Below are 25,058 nucleotides of genomic sequence, written 5' to 3' on the forward strand. Positions count from 1 at the left end.
TTATAGGCTGAAGCGGCTCTGGCGGTCGTCGTCTAATCGTCGCCTAATCGTCGCTAGCGCGCTGATAGGCATCTGCGAGCTGCTTCTGGACGTTGGCCGGGACGGGCGCGTAGTGGCTCAGCTCGAGGCTGTAGGACCCCTCGCCACCAGTGATCGACTTCAGCCGCGACTCATAGCCTTCCAACTCGGCGAGCGGCGCCTCACCCTCGATGACGATGCGCCCTAAGCTCTTCGACTCGCTGCCGTTGATGCGTCCGCGGCGTCCAGACAGATCACCGGCGAGATCGCCCATGTTGTGGTCGGGTGCCGTGATCCGGATCTTGACGACCGGCTCCAGGATCGCTGGCTTGGCCTTGAGCACGGCCTCGATGAAGGCCTTCTTGCCGGCGGTGGCGAAGGCGATGTCCTTGGAGTCGACCGGATGCGATTTGCCGTCATAGACCGCAACGCGCACATCGTCCATCGGGTAGCCGGCAACGGCGCCTTCCTCGAGCACCTGGCGCACGCCCTTTTCGATCGACGGGATGAACTGATTCGGGATGCAGCCGCCGACGGTCTCGTCGGCGAACTCGAAGCCGCTGCCTTGCTCACGCGGCTCGATGCGCAGGTAGACCTCGCCGAACTGGCCGGCGCCGCCGGTCTGCTTCTTGTGCCGGTGATGGCCCTCGGCCTTGGCGGTGATGGTCTCGCGGTAGGGGATGCTCGGTGGCTTGGTCTCGACCTCGACGTGGAACTGTTCCGAGAGCCTGCGCAGCAGCACCTTCAGATGCACCTCGCCGAGGCCGCGCATCACGGTCTCGTTGGCGGCGGCGTTGTGCTCGATGTGGAAGCAGGGGTCTTCGGATTCGAGCTTGTGCAGGGCGTCGTTGAGCTTCTGCTCGTCGCCGCGTTTGGCGACATTGATGGCGAGGCCGAACAGCGGCACCGGACATTCGATGCTGCGCAGATGGAAGTGGTCTTCGTCGTGCGAGTCGTGTAGGACAGCGTCGAAATGGATGTCGTCGACGCGCGAGACGGCGAGGATGTCGCCTGGTACGCCCTCGTCGGCCTCGATCAGCTCGCTGCCATGTACCCGATAGAGATGGGTGACCTTGAAGGGCTTACGCGCATCGCCGATGAAGAGCTGGCTATTCGGCACGATACGGCCCTGATGGACGCGGAAGATGCCGATCTTGCCGCGGAAGGGGTCGTTGATGACCTTGAAGACGTGGGCAATCGCATGTTTGCTCGGGTCCGGGTCCACCGAGACCGGCTTCATATCCGCGCCTTCGCCATACATGAAGGGGGGCGGATTGCCCTCGGACGGATTCGGCATCAGTCGGACCAGGATCTCCATCAGCTCCGGGATGCCGGCACCGGTCTCGGCCGAGCAGTAGCAGATCGGCACCAGATGGCCTTCGCGCAGCGCCTCTTCGAAGGGATCGTGCAGCTGCTCCGGCTTCAGCTCCGAGCCTTGCTCCAGATACACCTCCATCAGCGCCTCGTCGACCTCGACCACCTGATCGACGATCTGGCCGTGGGCCTCTTCGACGGATGAGAAGTCTGTGCTTTCGCCGGATGGATTGAAGAAGCAGTCAATGACGCGCTTGCCGCCCTCTGCTGGTAGATTGATCGGTAGACACTCAGAGCCGAAGCTCTGGCGCAACTGCTCGGTCAGACCAGGCAGGTCGACACCAGCGCCGTCGATGCGGTTGACGATGATGATGCGGCACAGGTTGCGGTTATCAGCCGCCTTCCAGGCGCGCTGGGTCAGCGGCTCGATCCCGTTCTCGGCATTGACCACGATGGCGGCGGTCTCGACGGCATTCAGCACCGAGAGGGTGCGGCCGAGGAAGTCTGGATAGCCGGGGGTGTCGAGCAGGTTGATGTGCTTGCCGTGCGCGGCAAAACCGGTGATGCCGACGTCGAGCGAATGCTGCAGCTCCTTTTCCATCGCATCGTAATCGCACACCGTGGTGCCCTTGACCACGCTGCCGGGCTCGGCGATGGCGCCGGCGCTCGCAAGCAGTGCTTCAACGAGGGTGGTCTTGCCGGAACCGGCGTGGCCGACGAGGGCGATGTTGCGGACGTCCTCGGCATTGTAGTCAGACATGCAGGAACCCTTTAGCGCTTCAGTGGTTGGCTGGAGGCCATCGCGGCGGCGACGGCCGAATGTAACAGCGGGAGTATAGCGTAACCCAGTGGTCATTTAAGACCAGCGTAACGCGCGAGCGGCACGGCGCGTGCTTGACGCGTGCGATAGATCAATGCAGCCCTTACCATACAGGCTGTTTCGCCGATTGGTGAGCCGGTTGATGAGCCGGTTGATGAGCGAGTTGGTAGCGCTTGCCGCCCTAGAGGAGAAGGCTTCGAATGTTCGATATCGTCTGGATCGCGTTGGCCTTTGCGCTGGGACTCGGGGCGCGTCAAATCGGTTTGCCGCCGTTGGTCGGTTATCTGGTGGGCGGGTTCGTGCTGCACGCCTTTGGTGCGCGCGAGGACGTCCTGGTCGAAGAACTGGCCCACATTGGCATCACTCTGTTGCTGTTTACCATTGGCCTGAAACTCAAGCTCAAGAGTCTGGCGCAGCCGCATGTGTGGGGCACTGCAGCGTTGCACATGGTTGCCATGCTCGCCATCGTCGTTCCCTTGCTGCTCGCGATCGGTGATCTCGGGCTGCCGCTGTTGGTCGGCGCCGATTTGGGCACCGCGCTGTTGTTGACCTTCGCGCTGAGCTTCTCGAGCACGGTATTCGCGGTCAAGGTGCTGGAGGAAAAGGGCGAGATGGGTGCGCTCTACGGCACCATTGCCATCGGCATCCTGATCATTCAGGACCTGGCTGCAGTGCTGTTTCTGGCCTTTTCCGCCGGTAAGATCCCGACCCTCTGGGCGGTGTTTCTGCTGCTGTTGATCCCGGCGCGGCGGCTGTTGCTCTGGCTGTTGAGTCGAGTGGGGCATGGCGAGCTGCTGTTGCTGTTCGGGCTGATCCTGGCGCTCGGGACCTCGCAGCTGTTCGATCTGGTGGGGATGAAAGGTGATCTCGGGGCACTCCTGATCGGCGTGATGATCGCCCAGCATCCGAAGGCGAGCGAGCTGTCTAAATCTTTGCTTGATCTCAAAGATCTATTCCTCGTCGGCTTCTTCCTGAGCATTGGCCTGCAAGGACTGCCAAGTCCGGTGATGATCCTGTTCGCGCTCGGTTTGCTGCTGGTGCTGCCATTCAAGTGGGTGCTCTATCAGCAGTTGATGCTCTGGTTTGGGCTGCGTGGGCGGACCGCCTTTCTCGGCGGTTTGACCCTGACCAATTACAGCGAATTCGGTCTCATCGTGGTCGCCGTGGGGGTCGAGAACGGCTGGCTCGATCCGCAATGGCTGGCAGTGATGGCGCTGGCGCTGGCGTTCTCGTTCATCGCCGCGTCGCCGGCGGTGAGTCGCTCACATGTCTGGTACGAGGTGTTGAGCCGCTGGCTGCGCCTGCTCGAGCGCCGACGGCGATTGCCGGAGGAGGCCGAGATCGATCCTGGCGACGCCAACGCCATGGTGGTCGGCATGGGGCGGATTGGCTGCGGTGCCTACGATGAGCTGGTGCATGCGCGTGGGTTGCGGCCGGTCGGGGTCGATGCTGATCCTGATACCATCACGCGCCACCAGCAGCATGGGCGTTATGTGGTGCAGGGGAGTGCGACCGATGCCGATTTCTGGCATCGGCTGCATCTCGACGATGGTCATATGCGTCTGGTGTTGTTGGCGATGCCGCGGGTCTCCGAGAATCTGTTCGCGGCCGAGCATTTGCTCAAGGAGGGCTTCACCGGCACCATCGGCGCGATCGCCAAGTACCCGGACGATGAGCAAGCGCTGCGGGCGGCGGGTGTGCAGTTGGTCTTCAACCTCTACGCCGAGGCGGGTGCGGGTTTCGCGCAGCATGTCTGCGCCGGGCAACAATAAAACAAAAAGCAGTTGGCAGACAGCAAGAGGAGCAGTTTCATGGAGCCAGCCACAGGTACAGACGAGGATCTTGGACTCAGTGTGCGTGAAGAGGCGGAAACGGGCGATATCTGGGCGCGCTACGAGCCGCAAGCGATCACGCCGTCACCGCTTGCGCCGGCACAATTTCGAGCCCTCATGGAACAGGCGGGCCTCAAGGTCAGCGATTACGCCATCGAGCCTTCGACACTCGCGACGCTGCGTGCTTGCATGCAACGCAACGAGGCCTGTGATCTGCGTCTCGGTGGTCCCGTCGATGCGCGTCCCGAGGCCTTTGTCAGTGCCAATGAGATGCTGGCTGGCGTGGTTGTTCATCCGCCCAAGGGCAAAGGCAAGGATCTGACCGCTGATGCGCTCAATGAGGCCCTCAGGCATGCCAATGTCGTTCGCGGTTTCCTTGAGGACAGCCTTGAGGCCTTGACGAGCGAGGCGCTCCGACAGCAGCTCCGCGAGACCCAGATACCGATTGGCATGATCGTCGCCTTTGGCGAGCTAGCCATTGATGGTGTTGATGCCTGGCTCGAGCCGCTGGTCGAGACCATTGTCGATCGTCGGCCCCAGGTCGATGAGGCTGGAAACGTCGATTTTCTCGAGCTTGGGGACTTTCCTCATATCGAGGCCGGCCAGGCGCTGGTGCGGCATCATCCAGCCACCGAAGGCAAGCCAGGGCGAACGGTGACGGGTCGATTGGTCAAGGGGCGCGACGGGAAGAACATCGCCTTCAGGCCTAAGGATCACAGCGTTCAGCTTGATCCCGAGGATGAGCATCTCATGATCGCCGCCACCAGCGGCATGCCGGTGGTCTACAGTCAGGGTGCGTACGTTGAAAAGGTCCTGCATTTCGAGCAGGTTGGCATCGAGACCGGACATATCCGCTTTGATGGCAGTGTTCAGGTCAAGGGCAATGTTGAGCCGGGCATGAAAATCGAGGTGCTCGGCGATGTCAAAGTCGGTGGCCTGGTTGAGGCTGCGCATATCCAGGCCGGCGGTGCGATCGAGGTCAACGGGGGTGTGATTGGTCGTCGACAATGCCACGGAGACGACCACCCCAGCACCGAGGAGTCCGGTTCAGATGGCAAGGACAGCGCGGCAGGGCCGATCGATGATGCGTATCTCAAGGCAGGCACTCAGATCAAGGCGCGTTTCGTGCAGGATGCGACGCTCGAAGCCGGTCAAGAGATCATCGTTCAAAAGCAGATCTTTCATTCCAGCATCAAGGCTGGCACCCGGGTGTTGTTGCCAGGTCGTGGGGTCGTTGTAGGCGGTGTCATTCGCGCCCGAGAGATGATCGATATCGGGATTTCTGGCGCCATGGCCAATGTGTCGACCACCTTGATTGCTGGGGAAAGCAGTGGCATCAAGACGCGCATCGCCGACATCAAGGAAGCGATTAATCAGATCGAGAGTCAGCGCAAGCAGCTCACGGCGATTGTCGAGAAATTCGTCAAGCAGAACAAGCCGATCACGGCGGAGAAAAAACAGAAATTCCTCGAGGCGCGTGAAAGTCTCCATCAGCGAGAGCATGCCCATTATGACGCGCTTGCGGAGCTGAAGATCGAATTACAACAATGTCAGTCAGCGCGAATCCGGGTCAGGTTTACCTGCTATCCCGGAACCCTCATCAAACTGGCTGACCGTGAAGTATCACCGCACAAGCAATTGGGTAATGTCACCTTCGTCTTCAAAGATGGTGAAATTCTAACCCGCTGAGTCACGCGAAGGATCAGCGCAGCCCTCCAAGATTTTGCGCGATGACGCATCAAGCGAGTTGCCAAACAGCCTCGTCAGAGCAACTGATCTCCGGATCAACGGCCAGCGACGAGATGTTTGGCGTTGCTTCGATTTTCAGTATTCAGTGCTGGTCGCAGTGCGACTCGTTCTCAGTGCGTTCAGGTTGTCGAGTGCCTGTTTGCTGAGGCGCTTGCTCGGAGTGGTTATGCTTGCGCTGCTGAGTTGGTCGGGAGCCTGAACGCGAACGAACTCTCGTCCCATCATGAGCGGCATCAGCAGGAAGCTGGCTGCGCTCACAAAACCGGCAATGGTCAGTGCATCGATGATCATCTTTGTTTCCAGCCTCGAAACGAGGCAGTTGCGCTAGATGATTTAATATTACTAAATGCTTAATTACCGAACAAGCGACTCTGTCACAGTTCGGCACATCGCGGCACGCGCATGTGCATCGACATGTGCATCGAAGACAATCGCCGCGTGCTTGCGGAGCGGGCCAGCGGTAAAGCACGTGCATGCAGGTTTGCACCGCAGATGGGGCTTGTCGCCATCGCCCTGTCGGTTATAGTGGCAGCCGTCTGTCATGACAGGTCAAGGCCACGATCGGGCTTATGCTGTGCCCGGCTTCTAGAGCGAGCGCACCGCATGAATCAATCGACTAACGTTAGCGCGACTGAACCGCCAAACGCCGATCCACAGGGGCAGGGCAGTGCCTCGGAGGCGACGGCTTCGATCGGTCTCTCCGGCCGCATTGCACGCACCTTCATCAACACCCCCGTGACGCCGATGCTCCTGATCGGGGCGCTCTGTATCGGCCTGCTTGGGCTCCTGTTCACACCGCGGCAGGAAGATCCGAAGATCTCGGTGCCGATGATCGATATCTTCGTCCAGTACCCGGGCGCGTCGGCGGTGCAGGTCGAGAGCATGGTGACCCAGCCGCTTGAGCAGCTGATGATGGAGCTGACCGGCGTGCGCCATGTCTATTCCGCCACCCAGCGCGGTGGTGCCGTCGTCACCGTGCGCTTCAAGGTCGGTGAGGACATGGGTCATTCCGTGGTCAAGGTCCACGACAAGCTGCAGGCGAACATGGACCGGATGCCGCCGGATGTGCAGCCACCACTGGTGAAGCCAGTCAGTATCGACGATGTGCCCATCGTCACCCTGACGCTCTGGTCCGATGAGGTTGAGGACAGCCAACTGCGCACCCTAGGGCTGGATGTCCTGCAAGCGCTCGGCTCGGTGCCGAATACCGGCAAGGGCTTCGTCGTCGGCGGGCGTGAGGAGCAGATCCGGGTCGAGGTGATGATGGAGCGTCTGGCCGGCTATGGCATCACGCTCGATCGCATCGCACAGACCATTCGCAGCGCCAATGCCGAGACCCAGACCGGCGCCACCGAAGGCGGCGGCACCTCCTACAAGGTCTATTCCGGGGCCTTTCTGCAGGATGCTGATGATATCGAACGGCTGGTGGTCGGCTCCCAGGGCGGTCAGCCGATCTACATCCGTGACATCGCGCGCGTGCGGCCGTTGCCGCAGGAGACCGAGCAGGTCGTGACCCATCTGACGGGGCCGGCCTATCAGGGCGAGCATCCGGCGAATGGCGCGCAGGCGGTGACACTCGCCATCGCCAAGAAAGAGGGCGCGAACGGCGTGACCGTTGCCGATGCGGTGCTCGAGAAGCTCGCCGGTCTCGAGCAGCGGATGATCCCGACCAACGTGCAGGTCGAGGTGACGCGTAACTATGGCCAGAGCGCGAATGACAAGGTCAATGAACTGCTGAAGGCGATGTTCGAGGCGGCGGTGATCGTCTCCATCCTGTGCCTGGTCGGCTTGGGGCTGCGCGCCGCGATCGTCGTCATCTCGGTGATTCCGGTCGTCATCCTGCTGACCATCTGGTGGGCCTGGATGGTCGACTACAGCATCGACCGCGTGAGCCTGTTCGCGCTGATCTTTGCCATCGGTATCCTGGTCGATGACGCGACCGTGGTGGTTGAGAACATCTTCCGGCACTGGCTGGAGCAGGGCAAGACCAGCATCGCCGAGGCCATCGCCGCCGTCGACGAGGTCGGCAACCCGACCATCCTCGCCACCTTCACCATCATTGCCGCGCTGCTGCCGATGGGCTGGGTCAGCGGCCTGATGGGACCTTACATGCGCCCGATCCCGGTGTTGGGCTCCTCGGCGATGTTCTTCTCGCTGATCGCCGCCTTCGTTTTCACGCCCTGGTTCGCGTTGCGCGTGCGCCCGCGGCTGAAGGCCTTGGCGAGTGCCGAGCGTCGCGAGCAGCGCACGCGCGAGATCGTCAGCCGGTTCTATCGGCCGCTGGTGATGCCACTGATCGAGAGCCGGACGCTGGGCAAGGCCTTTCTGATCGGCACGATCGTGACGACCGCGCTGGTCTGCACGCTGTTCTACTTCAAGGTCGTGCCGGTGAAAATGCTGCCGTTCGACAACAAGCCGGAGTTCAGCGTTGTGGTCAATATGCCGGAGGGCACGGCGCTGCCGGAGACCGCCAATGTGGTGCGTCGGCTGGCCGAAAAGCTCAAGGAGCTGCCAGAAGTCGTGGCCATTCAGACCTACGCCGGCACCGCGCAGCCGTTCAACTTCAATGGCATGGTGCGTCACTACTATCTGCGCGAGCAGGCCTGGGAAGGTGATCTGCTGGTGCTGCTCAAGGATAAGCATGAGCGCAAGCGGGGTAGCCATGAGATCGCGGTTGCCGCACGCGCGCTGCTGACGCCGGTGGCAGAGCGGTTTGGTGCGCGGATCGCCGTGGTCGAGATGCCGCCGGGGCCGCCCGTGCTGCAGACCGTGGTGGCGGAGATCTATGGCCCGACCAGCGCGATCCGGCGGCAGGTCGCGCAGGACATGACGGCGATGTTCGAGCAGGCGGAGGGCGTGGTCGATGTCGATAACTACCTGATCAAGCCCTATGACGCCTGGCGCTTCGAGGTCGACACCGAAAAGGCGGTGCGGCGCGGCATCTCGGTCGACACCATCAATCGCAACCTGGCGATGGCGCTGGGTGCGACCAAGGTCGGCGATGTGAAGCGCGGCACGGTGCAAGAGCCGACCTATATCGTCATCCAGGTGCCGCTCTCGTATCGCTCCGAGATCACCGCGCTGGGTAGCCTGCCGATCGGCGGCCCGGATGGCAGCATGGTGCCGCTGGCCGAGCTTGGCCGCTTCGTGCGCCAACCGGAAGATCAGACGCTCTATCACAAGGATCTGCGGCCGATGGAGTATGTCGTCGGCGAGATGGAAGGGCGGCTCGGCGCGCCGATCTACGGCATGTTCGCGGTCGAAGACCTGCTCGAGGGCTATGACCCGCCGGGGCCGGGCGAGTCGATGAGCGGGATGCCGGATGGGCTGATCGGGCCGCCGACGACCGATGCGGTGGCCGATTTCGAGTGGTCGGGCGAGTGGACGGTCACCTATGAGACCTTCCGCGATATGGGCATCGCCTTCATGGCCGCGCTGCTGCTGATCTATGGGCTGATCGTCTGGGAGTTCCGCGATTTCGCCATCGCTGGCCTGATCATGTCGCCGATCCCGTTGACCCTGATCGGCATCATCCCCGGTCATCTGGTCATGGGCGCCGAGTTCACCGCGACCTCGATGATCGGGATGATCGCGCTCGGCGGTATCATCGTGCGGCAGTCGATCCTGATCGTCGAGTTCGTCAAGATCGAGGTCGCGCGTGGTAAGCCGGTGCGCGAGGCGGCGGTCGATGGCGCCGAGATTCGGATGCGCCCGATCCTGATCACCTCGCTGACGCTGATGGCCGGCGCTTGGGCGATCATCGATGATCCGATCTTTCAGGGCATGGCGGTGAGCCTACTGTTCGGCGCCGGGGTTGCGACCCTGATGGCGGTGATCGTGATCCCGCTCGGCTGTATCTCGCTGACGCGGCGGTTCTATCTGATCGAGACCGAGAGCGGCGAGCGGATGCTCTCGGCTGGCTATGCTGAGTTCGAGGGTGGGAACGGCGGCGCTGGTCATGGCGCTGGCCCCGGCGGTAGCGGCGAGGACGGTATTGAGGTGCGAGGCCATGGCGGGGCTGGCAGCGCCTCCGAGATGGCGTCGGCCAGGGCCAAAGAGGCGCGGCAAGCGCAGACCTCTGGCGGCGATCTGCCGTTGTGGATGATTATCTGGTCGGTGCTGGTGGCGGTGATCTCGGCACTGATCAATGGGGTCATTGTGCTGATCAGGCTGGGACACTGGGCTGCTGATTGGATTCAGCGAATTTTAGCCAGGGCTGCGGCTAGGGCTGGAGCCGAGCCTGATACCGAATCTGGGACTGCATTAGGAGCTGGATTGGGAGTTGAGCCTGAGCCTTGGAATGTGCATACGGCTGAGCCTGCACCAGAACCAGAACCAGAACCTGGTTCTCGGGCTGAGCGGATGCGAGATCGAGCATCGCCGCAAACACCCAATCGCGATCGCCATGCTCAGCCGGAGGTCGAGCCAAACAAGCGTTCGGCCTCTCCGGAGCGAGCACATTCTGAAAAACTTGAGCAGCCGGAACAGCCGCCGCAGCTAGAACAGCCGGAACAGCCGGAACAGCCGGAACAGCCGGAACAGCCGGAACAGCCGGAACAACTGGCGCCGCCGCAGACGACGGAGAAAGCGGGAACTGCTCGGACTGGTACCGCGAAGACGCAGGCAAAGAAACAGGTTGCAAAGAAGACGGTCGCGAAGAAAGCGGTCGCGAAAAAGACGGTCGCTAAACCGCCGACAGCTCGAAAGACAACTGCCAAGGCGACCAATCAGGCGACCGTTGATCAGGCAACCGCCAAGAAAGCGGTGACCAAGAAGGCTATAGCCAAGAAACCGGCCGCCAAGAAGCCGGTGACCAAGAAGGCTGTAGCCAAAAAACCGGTCGCGAAGAAAGCTGTGGCTAAGAAGCCAGTTGCTAAGAAACCCGTTGCCAAGAAGGGCGCCGCGCGCAAGATCACACCGAAACCAGCGCCATCAGAAGCCCCTTCGCGTTCAACGAAGGGCGCTGATCAAAATCAGCCAGCAAAGGATAAGAATGACGGATCGGGCTGATGAGCTGCTATTTTCCCGATAAGCTGCGGCTCAAAGAGCAGGCCGATGAGGACCTGTACTTCGCTCGTCGTGACCGGGAGCTGATCGCCGAGCGACGCAAACACCCTCACCAAGGAGTCTCCATGACGACGTTGTTCGATCCCATCCAGGTTGGCGCGCTCGAGCTGCCCAACCGCATCATCATGGCGCCGCTGACCCGCAACCGCGCGGTCGCCGGTCTCAAGCCCGGCAGCTTACAGGTCGAGTACTATCAGCAGCGCGCGAGCGCGGGCCTGATCATCACCGAGGCGACCCAGATCAGTCCAATGGGGCAAGGCTATCTCGACACCCCAGGGATCTATAACGGCGATCAGATCGCGGCCTGGAAACAGGTCACCGATGCCGTGCATGCAGCCGGTGGGCGCATCTTCGTGCAGCTCTGGCACGTGGGCCGGATCTCGCACAGCTCGCTGTTACCCGACGGTGCTGCGCCGGTCTCTTCAACCAACCGCCGCCCCAATGCGCAGACCTTTGCGGCAGAAGGCTTCGTCGATGTTTCGCCGCCACGGGCGCTGCGCGATGAGGAGATCCCTGGGCTGATCGAAGATTACCGCCATGCAACGCGCTGCGCGCTTGAGGCGGGTTTCGATGGGGTCGAAGTGCACGCGGCGAATAACTATCTGCTCGAGCAATTCCTGCGCGACACTGTCAACGATCGGACTGGCCCTTATGGTGGCAATATCGCCAATCGCGCACGCTTGGTGGTCGAGATCATGCAAGCCATCGCCGCCGAGATGGGCGCGAACCGTGTCGGCATCCGCATCAGTCCGATGACGACATTCAACGATACCGCGCGCGATACTGATCCACAGGCGTTGTTCGAGCATCTGGTGACTCAGCTCGACCCGCTCGGGCTCGCCTATGTGCATGTGATCCAAGGTGAAACCGGCGGACCGCGCTACCCAGAGGATGCCCAACGGCCCTTCGATTATGCCGCCCTGAAGGCCTGCTACAGCGGCTGTTGGATGCTCAACAACGGCTATGGCCCAGAGGATGCTTCCCAGGCAATCGCCGCTGATGAGGCCGATGTGATCGCATTCGGCCGGCCGTTCATCAGCAACCCGGACCTGGTGCGCCGGCTGCGCGAGGGCGCACCGCTCACACCGCCGAATCCCGAGACCTTCTATGGCGGTGGTGCCGAGGGCTACACGGACTATCCGACCTTGGAGGCGAGCTAAGGCGAGACGGCTCTTGTAAACGCCTTCGCTGCCATGAAAATGCCCTGGTGCCGGGTGCGAGATCTCAGCTCGCCAGGCGACGGCGCGCCCCGCCGAGGCGCAAGTGCTGTCAGGCCGCAATCGCCTGTGGCTCGTGCGTCAGACAGGCCTTCGGGCAGACGCGCGAGCAAGCCTCGCAGCCAATGCAGTCGAGGGTGTTCTTGAGGTTCATGACCATCCCGGGCGCCTCGTCGAAGTCGTCATCAAAATCGTCGTCATCGCCGAGGTCAAGCTCATCGCGATCGACGAGTTCGAAGACGTCGCGCGGGCAGACCTTGAAGCAACGGCCACAGCCGATGCAGTTGTTCTGATTCAGGTCGACGATGAAGGCCGGGGTCCACTGGACGCCGCCGCGGGTGAGTCCGGTGATGGTGCTCATTGGCTTGCTCCGCAAGGTGGTTGATGGAATGGCCGTGTCGTTATGGGCTCAGGGCCATAGGTGCTTAGGGCGTGACTGCTTGGGGCGTGACTGCTTAGGGCGTGACGGGTACGACCAGCGGCGCGGGCCATTGGCCCATGCGGCGGGCGCTGTGCCAAGACTTGCACTGATGCCTGCTGTGCCGGGTGTAGCAGTCAGGCATCGGCGGTTTGCGCCTGCTCGAGCCGAGCCTTAGCCTCAGCCCAAGCCTGGCAGGCATCGTAGGTGGCTTGTGCCACGGCCGGGATCTCGTCGAAGGCCGCTGGCAGGCGGTCCTCGACCAAGTCGTGCAACTCGCTCGCGCGTTCGCTGGCGATGCGCTTGGCCTTCTTCATGGCCTTTTCGAGGGCCTTGATCTCGTCTTCGCTCATCCGTTCCTCCGTTCCTCCGCGCGACACCCCCGCCGTGCCGGGGTGTCTGAGGTGGTTGATTGGCTTGCCCGGTTGCTTGGCTGTTGGCTAAAAGGGCTGTCTCAAAGGCCAGCGACCCGGCTGTGCTCGCCGATCAACTCGAGCGCGACCGAGAGCAACTTGTCGCCTTCGTCCTTCATCTTCGAGAGGGAGGGAAAGCCGAAGCGATGCACGTCGCGCAAAGAGCGATCCAGTACCACGAGCCTGCCAACGGTGATCAGCACCCGTCCAAAGCCTTCGTGGGTCAGATGCAATAAGGGCACTGCGCGCAATCGGCACTCCTTCTCGATCAGGACCGCAATGGCGTTGTAGAAGGCCTGAATGCGGGCGACGACAATCTCATCCGGGTCACCAATGATCGGGATTTCGCGCTTCTTTTCCTTCGTCAGCACGTAGGGCTCGAGCACCTCGGTGGCTGAGAGATCATCGTAGGTGCCGTAGGGGTCGATGGCGCGCACTTGACGCACCATCTCGATGGCGAATTCTGTGCCCAGCACCGGATCATTTGGATCGATGGCCGTTGCTGCGGTTGGGGCCTCGGGCGTCTCGATGGTCATAGATTTCTCCTATGTCGTTGTGTCTTATTGCTATTAAATTGACTTCTGGAGTCGATCAGCCACTTGTTCTTTGGCCTTTCAGACTCTCGCGAATCATTCTTCCCAGGCCTCGGTCGCCATGGCATCGAAACGGCTTTCGCTGCGTGGACTCTGCTGCTCGATGGCGCGCTTGAGCCAGGCGCTCGGGCCATCGCGCAGCTCGCGCTTGAGGGCGTGGAGTTGGCTGCTGACCAAGCTCTCTGGGGCGACCTTGATCGGCTGGATGCCTTGCGCGCGCAGCTTGGCGATGGCCGAGGCACCGATCGCCTGGCAATAGACCGCGATGCAGCCAGCAAGAGCCTCGATCTTGGCGCCGAGCTTGTCCTCGTTGCCGTCCATGTCGAGGCGACCGAACTGGGCGACCTCGAGCAACTCGTAGCCGCTGGCTGACACGCGGTAGATCGCGAAGCCCTCGGCGGCGCCGAAATGCTGATTGACGCGTTTGCGGTCGGTGGTGGCGAAGGCGACCTTGATGGCGTTCGCGTCGGTGTCGTCGTTGCCGACGAGCTTGAGCTGGCGTTTCATGGTCATGGTGTTGGCTTGCGTTCGGGTCCAGTGAGGAACGGCCAGGCCAAGCAATGCGGACGTCGCACAGGCTGTGGCGCTGTCGGCGGCTGCTTGCTGAATGTGCCGGCGTGGGACACTGTCTCAGGCCACTGCCGCGCCGATTGCAGGATCAATCGACGGGTCAAACGATCCGCCCTGGCGCTCAGCCGATGGCCACTGCTTTAGCCGTGAGCGATAGGGCGCGATCTCGCCCTTATGCAGGCCGAGCATGATGTTGGCGAGATCGAACAGGGTTTGGCGGCTGCCCTGATAGCCGATCCATTGCCGCTGCCAGCCGCCGACATGGTCGAATTGCGGGAAGCCTGCGCGCAGCAGCGGGATGCCGAGGCGCTCTGCGGTGTGGGTGCCATGACTATTGGTGATCAACACCTCGGCGCCGTTGGCGCGGGCGAGCTGCTCGAGGTCTTCCAGATCGCCGATCTTGACCTGTGCGGCGGCGACCTCGGCGAGGCTCGGGGCGTTGGTTGGCGCCACCGCGGCGACGGTCTCGGCACCCATGCTCGCGAGCAGCTGCGAGAAGGCGACCAGCAGGTCAGCATCGGCGGCAATCGCGAACCGGCCTTGGCCGATCGAGAAATGGGCATCGAGCATCGCGTCTTGCAGCTGGGAGCGCTGGCGCTCGATGCGCTCCGGGACTGGCTCCGCACTGATCTCGGCGAGGGTGCTGATGAAGCGATCCATCGCCTCCAGCCCCATCAGGTGCGGGAAGCGATGATCCGGAACCCCGGTGCGCTTGGCGAGCAGATCGGCGGCGCCGGTCATTGAGCCGCCGATCACTAGCGTCGCTGCCGCGTCGCCAAGGGTGGCCAGCTCATCAATCGGGGTGCCGCCGATGGTCAGCGCGCTGTAGTCGTTGTCGACCAGATGACCATCGAGCGAGTCGGCCAGATCAGGCAGCAACACTGGGCGCAGCCGAAAACGCTCGAGCAGATCCTTCAGATGCTCGAGATCGCCGGTGGTCAGCGCCGAGCCGGCGAGCACATTGACCTGCCGCGGCCGACGCCCGGGACGCGTGCCAGCGGCGGTGGCCTTGGGCACCAGGGCGTTAATGATCGCTTTGACGGCGCTATTGAATCCGGTCTCGAGACAACCGCTGTAGTCCGGCGAGGCGACCGGAACCACCGCCACCTCGGCGTACTCCGGATGCCGACTGCGGAACATCTGAATGGCACGCGGCACATCAGCGCCCTGGGTCTCGACCAGCCCGGTGGTCGGGATGCCGATCAACGCTGGCTGGTGCTTGGCGCAGATCGTCGCCAGTCCTTCGACGATGCTCTCGTCGCCACCCATGATGGTGCTGACCTGATCCATGGCCGTGGTCTGGATTGGCATCGGCTCGCGGAAGTGCTGGATGAAGAAGATCTTGCCGAATGCGGTGCAGCCCTGGGAGCCGTGCAGCATTGGGATCGATCGACGCATGCCGAGGAAGGCGAGGGTGGCGCCGAGGGTCGCGCTGGCCTTGAGCGGCCCGACCGAGAGGGCTTTGTTGCGCTTGATGATCGATGGGGTCAGCTTGGCCACTGTGGCCGGCGCGCTTGGTTGGGAATCAGCCATGGGCCGCCTCCGTTTCTGCCTGAGATGCTGCGATGCTGCTTGTGAGGGACGATGCCGCAGCGACATTCGTGTTGGCTCCGGTTTTAGCACCGGCTCCAGTATCGGCTCCGGCGCCACTTACGGCGTTAGCTCCAGTCTCTCTCGCGCGCGATTGCGCAGCCGGCGCATCGGCCGCGGCTCCCTGGCCGGCGCTGCGCCAAGGTGGCGCGCTGCGCACCGCGGCCCAGATTGGGCTCTCGATGGTCAGACACATCTGCCGCGCCAGCTCAAGCATGCCGTCGTAACCGGCGTAGCCGAATTCTCGCTCCTGATTGATATCCAAAAACGGGATGCGCGCCTTCAGTGCGGTGTACTGATTGCGTCCGCCGGCGACCAGCAGATCGGCACCCTGTTGCCGATAGAGATCGAGCAGATTGCGGGGATTGCCGTCCTCGATCATCACCGCCTCATCGCCCATCAGCTCGCGGATGCGCGCCTTGTCGTCCTCGGTCGACTTGCGGGTGCCGGTGGCGACCACGCTCATGCCGAGATCCTGTAGTGCTGAGACGACAGACCAAGACTTGACGCCGCCGGTGTAGAGCAGCACCCGCTTGCCGCGCAGCCGCTCGCGCCAGGGCTCGAGCTCGGCATCGATGCGCGCCTCCTCGCGGGCGATCAGCGCCTCGGTGCGAGCGCTGAGGTCTGGATCAGCAATCAGGCGGGCAAAGTCACGCAGCGCCTGCGAGACGTCTGCGACCCCATAGAAGCTGCCCTCGAACCAAGGCGTACCGAAGGCCTGCTCGAGCTTGCGGGCGACGTTGATCATCGCCTTGGAGCAGACCATCATGTTGACCTCCGCGCGGTGCATGGTCTGCACCTCGTGGAAGCGCGCATCGCCGGAGAGGGTGCAGAGCACGCGGATGCCGAGCTCATCGAACAGCGGCATCACGCGCCACATCTCACCGGCGATGTTGTACTCGCCGACCAGCGCGACATCGTGCACCTTGAAGCCGGGACGCTCGATGCCGGCAGGGATCGGGTCGGGCTCGCGGCCACCACAGACCTGCTTGACCATGGTCTCGCCGGCGATGCGGTTGCCGAGGTTCTTGGTGCCGTAGAAGCCAGCCGCATCGACCGAGACCACTGGCTTGCCGAAACGCTCGGCCGCGGCCTTGCAGACCGCATCGACGTCGTCGCCGATCAACGCCGGCACGCAGGTGTTGTAGACGAAGACCGCCGCCGGGTCGTAGCTCTCGATCGCCTGCTTGATCGAATGGAAGAGCCGCTTCTCGCCGCGACCCATGATCACATCCTGCTCGGTCAGGTCGGTGGTCATGCCGAGCTTGTACAGGGTTGGGCCGGTGGAGCGGCTGCCGCGATTGTCCCAAGCGCTGCCGGCGCAGGCGATGGAGCCGTGCACGATGTGCGCGACATCGCCGATCGGCAGCAGCGCGATCTGGGCGCCATCGAAGGCGCAGCCCCCGGCCGTGGCGCCGGGCTTGGGCTTGGCGCAACCGGACTTGGCCTTAGTGTTGTGCTCACAGGCGGGCTCGTCCAAGAGCGCGGCGATATCTTTTTGCTTCATGCCTAAAGGTCTCGGTGGCTGAGCGTTTGCGAGGGTGTGCTGACGGATGCATGCTGATGGGCATGTCGATGGATGCCCTCAACAGGCTGATGGATGCCGTATAGCAGAGACCGTGCCACCGAGCGTCAAGACAGGCGTCTGAGCCCCTGTTTGTCGATGGATCAGCAACTTAGCGAATCGGTTGCCGAGCATCGTCACGCTGCCGCGATTGTCGTAAAGCGAACAAGGCGATTGCGTTGCAGCCTTTGCAACAGCTTCCAGAACGGGAGTTTGGAGCCGGAAGCAGGGTTTCGGGTGCCAGGCCCTAACGATCATGGCGCGGCGGCGCCTCGGACAATGAATCGCTTGAGATTCACGTTAAAAAGATGGACTCAACAGGGCGGAGTGAATTGTCCGGCGGGCGACTCAGAGCGCGAAGTAAACTGAGTACGCGATGCCGCAAGCAGTATCAGGCGCGCGTCGGGCCCACCCCTGTGCGATCGGGCTTGAGCAAGCCGTGCACCATGAGGTCGCCTTCGCAAGCGGTGCCCGCAGTGCCCGCAGTGCCCGCGGTGCCTGCTGTACGCTGGTTGGCGCTTACGCTCGGTGTCGAGCTTTGTAGTCTGGTTCATTGGCATTGGCTTTGCTTGCCAACTAGGGATTGCTCACTATCCTCCAAGGAAACTCATGTCCATCGAACTTTCCGATCTTGCCAGCGCCATGCGCCGCGGCGATCTCATCCCTTATCTCGGTCCCGGTGTGTTAGCGCCGGTGGTCGAGCGCGAGACAGGGGCGCCGATGCCGGCCGACAGCGACAGCCTGATCCTGGCGATGAACAAAGGCCGGCCGATGTCGAAACGACTGATGTGGGAGTTCCCGCGCGCGGCCATGGATGTCGAGCTAAAGCGCGGGCGGAGCGCGGTCAACCGGTTCCTGGATCACACCTATGGCCAGCGTCAGTGGACGCGCGCCCCGCTGCACGACTGGCTTGCCGAGCTGGCGCCGCACTACGTCATCGACATCAACCGCGATACCCAGCTACAGGAGTCCTATGCGGATCGGCCGCATACGCTGATCCGCGGGATCTCACGGATTGCTGGCACCGACTACCGGTTTCGCATCCATGCCTACGATGGCAGTCGCTATCAGGAGATCGAGCAGGACCAAGTCGACCTGGCGCTGCCGATCCTATTCAAGCCGCTCGGCAGTCCGCGCCCGGATGCCACCTATATTGCCTCGGATGCCGATTTCGTCGACTATCTGACCGAGCTGATGGGTGGCTTCGGGCTACCGCGCTTCCTCAAGGAATACCGAGTCGGGCGCCAATACCTGTTCCTCGGACTGCGCCTAACGCGCGACACCGAGCGCATGGTGCTCTCGGATGTGATCTATGCCGCCGGCGAGCCCGCCGGCTGGGCGCTGATTCCGGAGCCGACCGACAAGGAGCGCCGTTACTGCGAGAAGAAGGACATCCAGCTCGTCGAGGCCGACATCGACGACCTGCTTGCTGCCGATGGTTTTACTGCCAACGACAGCGCGACCGCGGATGCGGTTACGGGTGCGGCCGAGGCGGGGTGCTGAGGTGCTCGAGCGTCCTGACCGCTATATCAGCTTCCGCGATATCGACTGCGACGGTAACGCAGAGCGCTTCGTCACCGCCTTACGCACGGCGATGTGCGCCGGCGAGCGCGATGATCCCTTCTGGAGCTACTTCGAGGCCAAGCTCGAGGGCCGCAACGGCCCAAAGCACGATGCGCTCTATCACATCCATTGCCATCTGAACCACCTGCGCGAGCTGCTCGAGCGTTGGGATGAGGCCGAGCTGGAGACGATGCTTGAGGCGCTTGAGGTCGAGTGCTGTTAGAGCGAGAAGGAGCGCGCTTCTGCAATACCGGCTTCTGCAATACCGATTACGCCGACGGCAACCGGCGCAAGGCAGGGTGATGACGCTCAGCGGCGAGGAACTGCTGCCTCGGTTCCTGTTGTATGTGTTCCCCAAGGGCTTCATGCGTGTGTGAGCGCGCACCTTGCGCCAGTGCGTCCTGATCCGGGTTAATCCGCAGCACAAACGGCCGCTGGGCAAAATCGACGTTGCCGACTTCGACAGGCCACCGCTGGTCTGCGGCTGCGCGCGCGCCGCGCTCGGAAAACCGCCTATACTGCGACGGAAGGCCCCGAAACATCATGCTCATCACACTATGCATGCTCGATTTTCGCCCCACAGACGTTCGCCCCAACGTCGATTCCCGCCATCCGCTTGCCGTCGACCCCAGCCTCGGGAATACAATCCCCTATTGTCGCCGAGGGCCGTGCCGCACTTAGGCACCGTGAAGGGATCGGATGAGCCAAAAAAACATGAGTCCTACCGTATTCCGAAACAACGGATATAGATTTTTCTTCTTTTCCCGGGAGGAAGAACGGATGCATGGCGGCAGCACTTCGGCAGTTGAAGTAACCAATATTTCTGCAGGCCTTGATCACCGGTTGGTCCACCCGGCCTGGCAGCGTTGCAGACCGCCACGTAACACTTTGATTTTATGATGGTAAATATCTTATACCTGACTGTGGAGCAAGGTTTTGAACCAAGGGGTGATCAAGGCCCAGTTCGCAGCCGGCAATCTGAGTCATCAATTGCCCGAGCGAACGAGTGATGAGCTTGGTCGGTTAGCCGACTCACTCAACCGCATGGCAAGAGACTTGCAGAAAGCGAATCAACTCTTGCATCGGGCGCAGGAGATCGCCGCGTTCGGCAGCTGGGAATGGCGGCCGGCGCAGAAGGTACTCCAGACGTCGCACGGCGTGCAGCGAATGCTCGGTTTAGCCCCGACCGCTAAGCTCGCCCAGATCGACGACTTCCTGGCCTTCGTGGAGCCCACAGATCGCGACCGTTTCGCCAGTGTCTTGCACGGTCGCTTCGAGACCCCCGTCTCGCTTGAACTCAGCCTCCGAGGCCGCGACGGTAAACAGCGCAGGATGCTGGTGAGGGGAGAATCAGAGCGATCAGATGATGGCTTGGTAGAGGCTAGCTTCGGGACCATCCAAGACATTACTGAGCAACAGCGCGTGCAACGGCAGCTCACCCGGCTGGCGAACTTTGATACGCTGACAGGGCTACCGAACCGGAACCTCTTCTACGACCGTCTGAGCCACGCACTGCTCAAGGCGAAGCGTGAACAAGGTAGCGTCGCGCTGTTCTTTCTCGACCTCGACCGGTTTAAGGAGATCAACGACGCCTTGGGTCACGATGTCGGCGATTCGCTGCTTCGCTTGGCAGCCAAGCGGCTCAAGGCGACGGTGCGAGACTGCGACACGCTTGCCCGGATGGGGGGCGACGAGTTCACATTGATCATCGAAGATTGTCGCGAGGGCATGGCACCGCAGGCGATCGCAGGCAAGCTCATCGACGCGTTGCATGCGCCCTTCCTCCTAGTTGAGCGAGAGCTTTTCATCTCCGTGAGCGTGGGCATCGCGCTCTTTCCGGACGATGCGAGTGATCTTGAAACACTCATCAGGCATGCGGATGTCGCGATGTATGCGGCGAAAAGCAGCGGGCGCGGCGCGTTCCATTTCTTTACCACCGAACTGCAGGAGGCGGCTAGCCGGCGGCTTACGCTTGAGGGCCAGCTTCGCCAGGCCATCGAGCGCGAAGAAATCGTGCTTCACTTTCAGCCGCAAGTGCGAGCAGATGACGGTCGTCTGGTTGGCATCGAGGCCTTGATGCGCTGGCGTCAAGGGGAGTTGGCCGTGCCACCGAGCCAATTCGTTCCCGTCTTGGAAGAGACCGGACTCATCACGCGGCTGACAGGCCCTGTACTCCGTGAGGCCTGCGCTGCGCTCAAGGCATTAGAGGCTCATGGGTTCATGGACGTACGGGTGGCCGTGAACCTTTCCGCTCGTCAGCTGCAGGAACCGGAGCTATTGACCCTGATCGAGTCGACGCTGGAGCGATTCGTACTGAGACCCGAGCAAATAGAGGTCGAGATCACCGAGAGCACCCTGTTGGACAACGCGTTGTGTCAAGACAATGCAGTGAAGCTTGGTGTATTTGGGGTCCGCCTCGCGCTTGATGACTTCGGTACCGGTTACTCATCACTCACCTATCTGAAACGGTTTGATGTTGATGCGCTGAAGATCGATCGATCTTTTGTGCAGGACATGCTCGAGGACCCGGACGATGCTCAAATCGTCAAGGCCGTGGTTGGACTTGCCGCGGGCTTGGGCATCGACAGTATCGGCGAAGGGGTTGAGCAAGATGCTCAGAGCACTTGGCTCGAGTCAATCGGATGTGACCTGTTGCAGGGTTATCGGATCGCACATCCGATGCCGCTGAACGACCTCATTGTTTGGCTTGAGACTCGGTATGGCGCTGCCCCGACGTCGGCGGCTATTTAATCGCGACCGCGCCTGATTGATGACCTATCTGCGCACCGTCTGCTTGTGTCCGCACCTCCAGCAGTTACCGGCACCTGAGGTTCGGATGATGCGGTGCTGGCGGCTCAGTGGTGGGTGGCCCACCGAGCAGGGCCGCCACCCAGCGTGAATCAGGGAATCCTTCCATGATGATCTTCGCGATCTTGGTCAGTGGCAGTGACAGCAGAATGCCGACCGGCCCGAACACCCAGCCCCAGAAGACCAGCGAGACGATGACCACCAAGGGTGAGAGTCCAAGTCCGCGTCCCATCAAACGAGGCTCCAGAATGTTGCTAATGCCAGCATTGATGGCGATGTAGCCGAGCGCGCACAGCAGCGCTGTCCCGGGGCCTTGCTCGACCAGTGCCAGTGCGACGCCCGGCACACCAGCGATCACCGAGCCGATAATCGGGATGTAGTTCAGGACAAAGGCTAAAAAGCCGAGCAAGGGCGCGAAGTTGACATCGAGCGCCATTACCCAGAGCAGCACCAGGCCGCCGGTAATGGCGCTGGTGAGGGTCTTCATGCTCATGTAGCGGCGCACATCGCTGAGGATCTGATCGAACTGTCGCCAGAACGCCGGCGAGAACTCAGGAATGCCGTGCAGCTTGCACGGAAGGTATTGCGCCTCGAGCAGGATAAACGCCGTCAGCAAGAGTACGAATAAGGTCTGACCGACGAAGCCGGTGGCCTTGGTCAGGGATGAGCGCAGAAACGCGAAGGCCGAGCGCCAATCGAACAGCGCACGGAACTCCTCATCGTCGATGTCGGGCTCAAGCGTCTTCAACCAGATGACCAGTTCCTCGAATTGGCGTTGAACGATGGCCTGGTAGTCCGGAAGCTTATCCCGCAGATCGCCAATACCCACTTGGATGATAATCGCGGTCAGTAGCGACAGGGCCACCAACGCCAGCAGCAGGGTCATCAGCGCGAGCAACGGCGGCATCCGCAGACGCTGCATCGCGAAGAAGGCCGGCGCGCAAATGCTCGCCACAAACATGGCCAGCAGCAGCGGAACGAGGATCGGGGATGCCGCGCGCATACCGGCCACCGTGACCACGAAGGCGGCGACGATGATGAGCGCCTTGGCCGGGCCGGAAAACAGCGGTGACGTGGGAGTGGCCAAGGACGAGGTCTCTCTGTGAACAGGTTGCGCGCGCGGACTTTATCATCGTCGCCAGCCGCGTGACGATGTCGGCTTGATGAAATAGTCTATGCCTATTGATTTATAAAAGACAATAGGTCGGCTGCATGGCTGTGATCCGATCAAACGATTTCACCCTGAGTCTCGCGGCGCTTAACGATCATGGCGCGGCGCCACCCCGGAAAATGAATCGCGTGAGATTGACGTTAACCTGGTGTCAACCTCGAGCGAGGCCACCGCACTCACCGATTATGAGCGTTAGGGGAGCCCAGCCCGAGTTAGCCTGTAACGTTAGGCTTCGACCGGTATTAGACGACATGCAAGCCGAATCTAAGGATGTGCGTGTCTTCGATCTGCCTGGCGACGACGAGGGAGAGGATTCGGGCAGGGGGGTTAGCCAGCTGCCGCGCGCGCACTACAGAGTGGCGCTAGCTTGAGCAGTTGCTGGGCCTGCGACAGGCAATGCTGACGCACCTCGGGATCGAGAGTACGCACCCAGCGCGCGGGGAGGGCGGCAGGTCCGTAGAGGGCACCGGCGATCATGCCGAGGATGGCGCCGGTGGTGTCGGCATCGCCGCCACGGTTGACGACGTCGATGAGCGCCGATTCGAGATCGTCGGTCGCGAACAGCGCTTGGAACACGGTGCGCAGGGTGTCGGCGATGAAGCCACTCGGGTTCTCGATGCGCTTGCGGTCGTAGGCGTAGATCGGGTCTTCGGCGACCAGTCCATCAGCCAAGAGCTTGAGGTCTTTGCGCGTGCCGCCGAGCAGGCCGGCCTGCACCATCCGGATCACGCAGAGGGTACCGGCGTCGGAGGTTGGGTTGTTGTGGGTGACGTGGGCTTGGCGTCGATTGGCCTCGGCAACGTCGTCGACGTCGGCGCCGACCGTGGCCAAAGCGACTGGCAGGCAGCGCATGCAGGCGCCGTTGCCGGCATCGAACTCGCTCTCCGGGGATTCCCACTCACCGGTTCGTCGATAATGAGAGATGCCACGGCGCACGGTATTGCCGATGTCGACGGGCTTGCTGCGCATCCAGTTGCTGAAGGCCTCGGCCGCGGCTTGGGCGTCGACCTTGCCGGCAGTGAGGATGCTGTCGCCGAGCGCGAGCGCCATCTCGGTGTCGTCGGTGACACGTCCCTTGCGCAGTCGCAGCCAGCCGCCGCCCTTGATGTCGCGATGCTCGCGAAATTGGTCGCGGATCTCGCGCGGTGTCATGAACTCGACGGTGGCGCCAAGCGCATCGCCGACGGCAAGGCCCAGATAGGCGCCGATGGCACGACGCTTGATCTGATCGCCGCTGCCGTTCTCGGCCAGCAGGAGGAATTCAGTTCTCAGGCCCGAAACAAGCATGGTAGTCGACGCAGACCTCGCAGGAGGGTGAACGGCAGGTGTAGATGCCCTCGGCCTCGCACAGCTGTTTGTACAAGAACCGCTTCCACTTCATGTCGTGGACGTTTTTCAGGGCAACGGCCGGGAAGTTTTGTTCCATCAATCGGCTCAACTCGGCTCGATTCCAGAGGCCGAGGTCTTGCCAGAGGTGGTCGCTTCCCATACTGCCCGCGGCGATGATCTCGGCCATCCAGCGCTGCTGCGGGCTCGGCTGCCGCTGTGGCTGAGCGTTTGGCACCCTCAGGCTTGAGCGTTGAGAGGGCCCATCGGATCTGTCATCTGTTGGTTTAAGCAAGAGCCGAACCAGTTCGTCCCGCTCGTCGGTCCGCTCTGGATCGAGTTGGCGCTGCGGCTGCGGAAGCGCGGTTTGTCGCAGTGCCGGGAAGTGATAGGCGATCAGCTGTTTGAACGCCTCTGGCTTGAGGCCGAGCCAGTTTGGCATAGCGCCGAGGCCCACGCATTGACTTGCGAGCATTGAGGCCAAAAGACGGTCGTTTCGGTGGCCGGCGGCAAGGGACAAGAGCCAGTGCCGCCAGCGCTCCGCCGTTGTCTCCGGCACTAATCCTGAGCAGCCGCCAGCGGCGGGCACCCGTTTGGTGCTCGCTTCGATGATGGGCGCTGAGGTGGCCGAAGCCGACGGGGACATGGGTTAGTACTCGACTAGGACGTCTTCGTCGCGGACGATCATCTGGCAGGCCAGACGCCATTCACTCGGCATGTCGTCCACATGCAGCTGGTCGATCTGCTCCTGCGTGAGCTTGCCGAGTTCCTTGAGCACCGTCTGCTCTTTATCGGTGAGGAAATAGCCCATGCGGTCCTTGTCGTCGACGCTGGTCACGCGCACTAGGCAATGGCCGCATTCGCCGTCCTGGCAGTCGAATTGTACCGGGATCTTGTTCTCCTTTGCGATCTTGAGCAGGGTCTCGGTGTGGCTGCCGGCAACGGCGTAGACGGTCTTGTCTTTGTAGTCTGGGTTTGAAAAGGTCACGAGTGCCATGGACGGGGCTCCGCGTTGGATGGGTTGA

Annotated in this window: 19 protein-coding genes and 1 pseudogene; 8 read left to right on the forward strand and 12 right to left on the reverse strand. The window is 62.0% G+C overall.

Annotated features, from left to right (window positions below; translation table 11 throughout):
• Window positions 1–43: 43 nt before the first annotated feature.
• On the reverse strand, window positions 44–2,092 hold the full coding sequence (gene fusA, locus CKO42_RS09280) for an elongation factor G (protein ID WP_200242572.1): 2,049 nt from the start codon (window positions 2,090–2,092) through the stop codon (window positions 44–46).
• Between the two features lie 260 nt (window positions 2,093–2,352).
• On the opposite strand from fusA, the gene CKO42_RS09285 reads away from it, so the two are divergent.
• Window positions 2,353–3,924, forward strand: coding sequence for a cation:proton antiporter family protein (locus CKO42_RS09285; RefSeq protein WP_200242576.1), 1,572 nt, complete (start codon window positions 2,353–2,355; stop codon window positions 3,922–3,924).
• A gap of 39 nt (window positions 3,925–3,963) precedes the next feature.
• The gene (locus tag CKO42_RS09290; RefSeq protein ID WP_200242580.1) at window positions 3,964–5,673 is read left to right on the forward strand and encodes a DUF342 domain-containing protein; all 1,710 of its coding nucleotides are present in this window, start codon (window positions 3,964–3,966) and stop codon (window positions 5,671–5,673) included.
• A 135-nt stretch (window positions 5,674–5,808) separates the two neighbouring features.
• Here the strand turns inward: CKO42_RS09290 and CKO42_RS09295 are convergent, their stop codons facing one another.
• Window positions 5,809–6,024, reverse strand: coding sequence for a hypothetical protein (locus CKO42_RS09295; RefSeq protein ID WP_200242583.1), 216 nt, complete (start codon window positions 6,022–6,024; stop codon window positions 5,809–5,811).
• A 312-nt stretch (window positions 6,025–6,336) separates the two neighbouring features.
• Here CKO42_RS09295 and CKO42_RS09300 point away from each other — a divergent pair, with 312 nt between their 5' ends.
• Complete coding sequence (locus CKO42_RS09300) at window positions 6,337–10,743, forward strand: efflux RND transporter permease subunit (RefSeq protein ID WP_200242594.1); 4,407 nt, start codon at window positions 6,337–6,339, stop codon at window positions 10,741–10,743.
• 122 nt (window positions 10,744–10,865) lie between these two features.
• Complete coding sequence (locus tag CKO42_RS09305; protein WP_200242861.1) at window positions 10,866–11,960, forward strand: alkene reductase; 1,095 nt, start codon at window positions 10,866–10,868, stop codon at window positions 11,958–11,960.
• Window positions 11,961–12,069: 109 nt separating this feature from the next.
• Here CKO42_RS09305 and fdxB read toward each other — a convergent pair whose 3' ends face one another.
• From fdxB to nifE, 6 genes are all read right to left on the reverse strand, one after another.
• Window positions 12,070–12,378, reverse strand: a complete 309-nt coding sequence (gene fdxB / locus CKO42_RS09310; protein ID WP_200242605.1) for a ferredoxin III, nif-specific — start codon at window positions 12,376–12,378, stop codon at window positions 12,070–12,072.
• A gap of 194 nt (window positions 12,379–12,572) precedes the next feature.
• Complete coding sequence (locus CKO42_RS09315; protein ID WP_200242608.1) at window positions 12,573–12,788, reverse strand: CCE_0567 family metalloprotein; 216 nt, start codon at window positions 12,786–12,788, stop codon at window positions 12,573–12,575.
• Window positions 12,789–12,889: 101 nt separating this feature from the next.
• Entirely contained in the window at window positions 12,890–13,384 is a 495-nt protein-coding gene (locus CKO42_RS09320) for a NifX-associated nitrogen fixation protein (RefSeq protein WP_200242615.1), read from the reverse strand.
• 93 nt (window positions 13,385–13,477) lie between these two features.
• Window positions 13,478–13,954, reverse strand: coding sequence for a nitrogen fixation protein NifX (nifX, locus tag CKO42_RS09325; protein ID WP_200242618.1), 477 nt, complete (start codon window positions 13,952–13,954; stop codon window positions 13,478–13,480).
• A 117-nt stretch (window positions 13,955–14,071) separates the two neighbouring features.
• Window positions 14,072–15,544, reverse strand: a complete 1,473-nt coding sequence (gene nifN, locus CKO42_RS09330; protein ID WP_200242621.1) for a nitrogenase iron-molybdenum cofactor biosynthesis protein NifN — start codon at window positions 15,542–15,544, stop codon at window positions 14,072–14,074.
• Entirely contained in the window at window positions 15,537–17,108 is a 1,572-nt protein-coding gene (gene nifE, locus CKO42_RS09335) for a nitrogenase iron-molybdenum cofactor biosynthesis protein NifE (protein ID WP_242479255.1), read from the reverse strand. Before nifE ends, nifN begins: the two co-directional genes overlap by 8 nt.
• Before the next feature lie 666 nt (window positions 17,109–17,774).
• Here nifE and CKO42_RS09340 point away from each other — a divergent pair.
• The 4 genes and pseudogenes from CKO42_RS09340 (at window position 17,775) to CKO42_RS09355 (ending at window position 21,479) form a co-directional block, all read left to right on the forward strand.
• Window positions 17,775–18,668, forward strand: coding sequence for an SIR2 family protein (locus CKO42_RS09340; RefSeq protein WP_200242624.1), 894 nt, complete (start codon window positions 17,775–17,777; stop codon window positions 18,666–18,668).
• Between the two features lies 1 nt (window position 18,669).
• Window positions 18,670–18,951, forward strand: coding sequence for a N(2)-fixation sustaining protein CowN (gene cowN, locus CKO42_RS09345; protein WP_338034888.1), 282 nt, complete (start codon window positions 18,670–18,672; stop codon window positions 18,949–18,951).
• Window positions 18,899–19,102, forward strand: a pseudogene (locus tag CKO42_RS28480) (transposase); the annotation flags it as partial. The gene cowN and the pseudogene CKO42_RS28480, both read left to right, overlap by 53 nt.
• A 562-nt stretch (window positions 19,103–19,664) precedes the next feature.
• A complete protein-coding gene (locus CKO42_RS09355) occupies window positions 19,665–21,479 on the forward strand; it encodes a bifunctional diguanylate cyclase/phosphodiesterase (RefSeq protein WP_200242635.1) in 1,815 nt (604 codons plus the stop codon).
• Between the two features lie 64 nt (window positions 21,480–21,543).
• On the opposite strand, the gene CKO42_RS09360 is transcribed toward CKO42_RS09355, so the two are convergent.
• The 4 genes from CKO42_RS09360 to CKO42_RS09375 form a co-directional block, all read right to left on the reverse strand.
• The gene (locus tag CKO42_RS09360) at window positions 21,544–22,623 is read right to left on the reverse strand and encodes an AI-2E family transporter (protein ID WP_200242650.1); all 1,080 of its coding nucleotides are present in this window, start codon (window positions 22,621–22,623) and stop codon (window positions 21,544–21,546) included.
• 411 nt (window positions 22,624–23,034) lie between these two features.
• A complete protein-coding gene (gene draG, locus CKO42_RS09365) occupies window positions 23,035–23,994 on the reverse strand; it encodes an ADP-ribosyl-[dinitrogen reductase] hydrolase (protein ID WP_200242666.1) in 960 nt (319 codons plus the stop codon).
• Entirely contained in the window at window positions 23,969–24,679 is a 711-nt protein-coding gene (locus CKO42_RS09370; RefSeq protein WP_200242670.1) for a nitrogen fixation protein NifQ, read from the reverse strand. Before CKO42_RS09370 ends, draG begins: the two co-directional genes overlap by 26 nt.
• Before the next feature lie 3 nt (window positions 24,680–24,682).
• Window positions 24,683–25,030 (reverse strand): 2Fe-2S iron-sulfur cluster-binding protein, encoded by a 348-nt coding sequence (locus CKO42_RS09375; protein ID WP_200242674.1) that lies wholly within the window; start codon window positions 25,028–25,030, stop codon window positions 24,683–24,685.
• Window positions 25,031–25,058 lie beyond the last annotated feature (28 nt).

Origin of the sequence: Lamprobacter modestohalophilus (assembly GCF_016583905.1) — a bacterium.
Classification (GTDB): domain Bacteria; phylum Pseudomonadota; class Gammaproteobacteria; order Chromatiales; family Chromatiaceae; genus Lamprobacter; species Lamprobacter modestohalophilus.